The organism is Gammaproteobacteria bacterium, assembly GCA_013003425.1.
GTDB lineage: Bacteria > Pseudomonadota > Gammaproteobacteria > Steroidobacterales > JABDKV01 > JABDJB01.
In genome coordinates this window covers 1-4199 of record JABDJB010000071.1, presented here as the reverse complement: position 1 = coordinate 4199, position 4199 = coordinate 1, and the positions used below count along the sequence as shown (strand labels likewise).

The window sequence follows — 4199 nt, the reverse complement described above, 5'->3', positions numbered from 1 at the left end:
TCGGGAAACACGATGAAATCGGCATCCTGCCCGGACGCTTCGTGAATCAGTGCGCAGGCACGCTCGACACTGGCGTTGAGATTGAGAAAAACCGGCGGCTGCTGAATTACCGCTATGCGGCAGTGCTTAGCCATCGCGCGAGCGGTCCCGGATCATCCCCTGCCAGGGTTCAAGTAAATGCGACGCATCGAGTTCGAACAACTCCATCATCCGCCCTACCGTCTGGTTGACCATGTCGTCCAGTGTGGCCGGCTGCATGTACAGTGCCGGCACGGGCGGGAAAATGATGCCGCCCATTTCGGTAACCGTAACCATGTTACGCAGGTGTACAAGGTTCAGCGGCGTCTCGCGTACCAGCAGCAACAGGCGGCGGCGCTCTTTCAGTATTACGTCGGCGGCGCGGGCGATCAGATTATCTGCCACGCCGGTCGCAATACAGGCAAGCGTTTTCACCGAACACGGCGCGATGATCATGCCGGCGGTTTCAAATGAGCCACTGGCGATTGACGCCCCGATATTTCGCTCGTCATGCACCTGATCCGCAAGCGCATGCACCGCGTCACGTTTGATGTTCAGCTCACTGGCAATATTGAGCATCCCCGGCCGCGATACGACCAGGTGGGTCTCGACTTCCTCGATGCCTGCCAGCTGCTCCAGCAGGCGCACGCCGTAGGCCGCGCCAGTTGCGCCGGAAATTGCGATAATCAGCCGCTTGTTCTTCAAGATAGCGCCCACAGCCCTGCAGCGGAGTCACCAAGTATGCCCTCGACCACCGAGAAAAAGCGAATCGTCAGTGACTTCCTGCGTCGCTGTAATGCCTACGCCGATGCGCAGCTGGAGCGTTACGGTGACGAACTGAAGCAAGCCGGCGGCAGGGACGAGTTGGCATTACAGGACAAGATCGGTCACTGGACCGCCTACCGTGCCTTCAACGAACACACGCTGGAAGAACTGGCAGCAGATACCCTCGACGACTGGTTCAGCGAATAAAAAAATGCCGGGCCCCGGGGCGACGGGACCCGACAGGCCAGCGTCCGCTGGCATCTCCCTAGTCGTCCGCCTCCAGTTCGACCTCGCTGGCCAGGATGACGCCATCGCCAATGACGGTTCCCTCCACCTGTACCTCGCTGCCCGATGTAACCTGGGCGAAGAAGTCATCGGCGCTGAGCGGCATGTCGTTGGCGTCTTCGAATTCAGTATTGTCGTCAGTCTGGATGGTCAGACCCAGCATCTCGAAGTCCGGCTGCGCGACTGCGTCGACCAGCGCCTCTACCCTGATCTCGTCTTCCGCCTCATCGCGCTCCAGCTGTGTTGCCACCAGACCGCCATCGGCGGCCGCAAAGGCAGTCAGTTTTACCCAGTCACCAACATTCAGGTCGCTTAGTGAAAACGCCCCTGCATCCTGGTCACTGTCGTCCTCGAATTGCGTCGTCGCAGTGGTGCCGATCACGATGCCGAGCACCGTTACACTGCCGCCCTCTGCATCGACAGCATCCACCGGGGCTTCGATCTCGATTTCGGCCACAGGACGGAAGCTCACTTCCTCGGCGACCAGCACTCCGGCCTCATCGCGCACACCTTCCACTTCGATCCGCACGTCTTCGGCAAGGTCGGAAGCGCTGCCGTTCTCATATTCTGTCGAATCATCAGTTGTGACCGGGAAGCCCGATACGTCGAAGTCAGTCGCCGACACAAAGCGCGTAATCAGCCCTTCGATCTCTATCTCGGTGTCGCCATCATCGTCATCGTCGCCGGACAGAAAATCGTCCTCCTCGAACTCGACGGTGCTGGCAATCAGCTCGCCAGCCGCACCAAACATCGTGCCTTCAGCCTCGACTCGCATGCCGTCCTCAATCTGGCCGTCGGGAAATTCCTCCAGCGTAGCGCCGGAATAATCCACAACCAGATCATTGAGCAGGAAGGTCATGGCAGCTGTATCGAGACCTGACACAACGCCGGTTACCTCAAACTCGGTATCGTCTGTCAGCTCGATATGTGTGGCCGTAATGCTGCCGTCAGCACCGACAAAGCCACTGACCTCTACGACCTGCCCTTCGCTCAGTCCTTCAAGGCCGTTTGGCACTATGCTGTCATCGAACTGTGTCTCCGCATTGACCAGCACAGTCTGGCCCAGGACGACCAGGGTACCGCCGGCAACATCGATGCTATCGATCGGCCCTTCCACTTCGTCGTCGAAAGTCACTTCATCGGCAGTGCCGTTCTCGCCATCCTCGTCGATCACGCCGACAACCGTGACAATCTTGCCGACGGCCAGGTCAGCTTCGCTGCCCGGGGCATCATCGATAGTGAAAACGGCAGACGAAGTGTCGTAGCGCACGCCGTTGACGAATATGCTGCCAAATCCGGTAATCACGCCACGCGCAACGCCACCGCGATCGATGCCGTTATCGGCCGGCGGCGTATCATTGCCGGGAGGTGGCGCCAGCGTTGCTTCGCTGCCGCCGCCACTGCCTCCGCAGGACACCAGTATGGCTGTTGCCAGGGTCAGCAAACCTCTTGCTGCTTTCACGTCATTTACTCCTTGAATCATCGATGAGATAGATGCCCAGGCCGGCCCGGACCCCCTCGCTCTCATCTGCAGACTCATTGTCAGATAGCCATTGATCGGTTTCCTCGAGTAGCGACTGCGCTTTTTGATCGATCAATTCGCGCAACGCACCGAGAGCCTTGGGATTTACCCGGGCATTCGTTGCGCGACCTTCGAAACGACCAGGCTGGTCAGCATCGCGCAACAGGTTGTAATTGATATTCTCACCAAGGTCCTGCCACACACCGCCGGCTCGCAATACAGCGTTCGGATCCAGCGGTGCCGGCATGTAGTAACGCGTCCTGGCTTCCACCAGTCCGTCATCGTTGGTTGCAATAGCCGCGACACTCAGCAGCTCTTTATAAAGAGCAACGTGGGGAATGTCGCCGGCATAGCGCTTGAGTAGTGATGCAACGCTGGGATGCTCGCCTTCGCGTGGCAACGCCAGGGGCTCGCCGGTGTCATCGAGAAAATCCGGATCCTGATGCCAGGCCGACAACACGCGCGCGGCATAACTGATCTGCGCGTCGCCGCCGACGTCGACATCCGCATCGAGGTGGCGCCGCTGACGGGTTACTTCCCGCCGGCTCAGGCCGGTCAGGATCGCCACCCTTGATACATTGGTGGGTCGTCCCTTGCGGCCGTAGTTTTCGGTCGCAACCTGCACGAACACCGCTTTGGACAGATCAGAAAACTCTTTCCAGGTAATGCCACTGCGCAGCAACAGCGCCACAACGGGGCGCAGCAGCCGCTGGCTGGCGCGCAAGACCTGATGGCGAAGATTGACCTGCATGTCCATATGTGTGCGACTATAGCACATATGCGGACTATTTGGCCAGACCCCGGTTCTCGTCGAGCTTTCCACCAAGTCACTGACTCCAATCCGGTTTTCTGCCCGGGCAGGTTGTCATGCTGCGGACAGATGGCCGGGCGTACCTTTTTATTGAGGCCGGAGTGGTTCCGGCAGCTGGCCTGAGGAGGTGGGGTCATGAACGTCAGACGCGTAATCATTACGCTGATCGTCATGGCACTCGGATCACTGGCTCATGCGACGGATAGCGGTGGGATGGACGCAGCGCGCGATCTCATGGTAACGCACCCGAGCAATGTGCCGGTGACGGTTACCGATGTGCAGACGATGAGAGTATCGCTGCTTCCGATCAACCTCGAAGTAGCGAATGGTGAAGGCACCATAGTTCACGAATCCTGGTACGAAGATGACGGCGTACTGAGGGAAACTTTCACAGCGAAAGTCCTGGTGCAGGTTCCCAGCAAGGTCCCGGGCTTCACCACGCTGAAAGGCGCGATGAATGCCGACGTCCGAATTGGCCTGGAAACCAACGGCGTGCTGCGTGCCGAATGCATGCTCGCAGTACAGCCGCTAACTTCACGCACATATGTCGAGTATGCGCTGGACATCCGCGCACTGTGGTTCGAAATCCGACCGACCATCGGTATCTGCGATATCGACATGGAAAAGGCCGGCATCCAGGTTGGCATTCCGCAGATGCATTCGCGCGACCTGCTGACCACATACGTAAAGATCATGCCTGCCGACGAGAAACACGCCTTTCTCGACGGCTGGTGCTACTGATAAATAACAAACAGTCCACGAGGGCTGCATAACAAGAATAGCGCCGGGCCATTGGCC

At 58.8% G+C, this 4199-nt stretch carries 6 protein-coding genes; 2 read left to right on the top strand and 4 right to left on the bottom strand.

All coding sequences use genetic code 11. From position 1 onward, the window contains the following. Positions 1 to 134 (bottom strand): nitrilase (locus tag HKN06_10395; GenBank protein NNF61719.1); only part of this gene is annotated, 134 nt, incomplete at its 3' end. Continuing rightward, entirely contained in the window at positions 127 to 723 is a 597-nt protein-coding gene (locus HKN06_10390; GenBank protein ID NNF61718.1) for a UbiX family flavin prenyltransferase, read from the bottom strand. The genes HKN06_10390 and HKN06_10395, both read right to left, overlap by 8 nt. A 36-nt stretch (positions 724 to 759) precedes the next feature. Between HKN06_10390 and HKN06_10385 the strand changes: the two genes are divergently transcribed. Further along, the gene (locus HKN06_10385; GenBank protein ID NNF61717.1) at positions 760 to 990 is read left to right on the top strand and encodes a hypothetical protein; all 231 of its coding nucleotides are present in this window, start codon (positions 760 to 762) and stop codon (positions 988 to 990) included. Between the two features lie 58 nt (positions 991 to 1048). Here HKN06_10385 and HKN06_10380 read toward each other — a convergent pair whose 3' ends face one another. Beyond that, positions 1049 to 2530, bottom strand: a complete 1482-nt coding sequence (locus tag HKN06_10380) for a hypothetical protein (protein ID NNF61716.1) — start codon at positions 2528 to 2530, stop codon at positions 1049 to 1051. Between the two features lies 1 nt (position 2531). Further along, the gene (locus tag HKN06_10375; GenBank protein NNF61715.1) at positions 2532 to 3341 is read right to left on the bottom strand and encodes a hypothetical protein; all 810 of its coding nucleotides are present in this window, start codon (positions 3339 to 3341) and stop codon (positions 2532 to 2534) included. A 195-nt stretch (positions 3342 to 3536) separates the two neighbouring features. Between HKN06_10375 and HKN06_10370 the strand changes: the two genes are divergently transcribed. Beyond that, entirely contained in the window at positions 3537 to 4142 is a 606-nt protein-coding gene (locus tag HKN06_10370; GenBank protein ID NNF61714.1) for a hypothetical protein, read from the top strand. Positions 4143 to 4199: the final 57 nt, after the last annotated feature.

Coding starts and splice junctions, on each gene's coding strand:
- HKN06_10385 (NNF61717.1), top strand. CDS start 760: ATGCCCTCGACCACCGAGAAAAAGCGAATCGTCAGTGACTTCCTGCGT.
- HKN06_10375 (NNF61715.1), bottom strand. CDS start 3,341: ATGCAGGTCAATCTTCGCCATCAGGTCTTGCGCGCCAGCCAGCGGCTG.
- HKN06_10370 (NNF61714.1), top strand. CDS start 3,537: ATGAACGTCAGACGCGTAATCATTACGCTGATCGTCATGGCACTCGGA.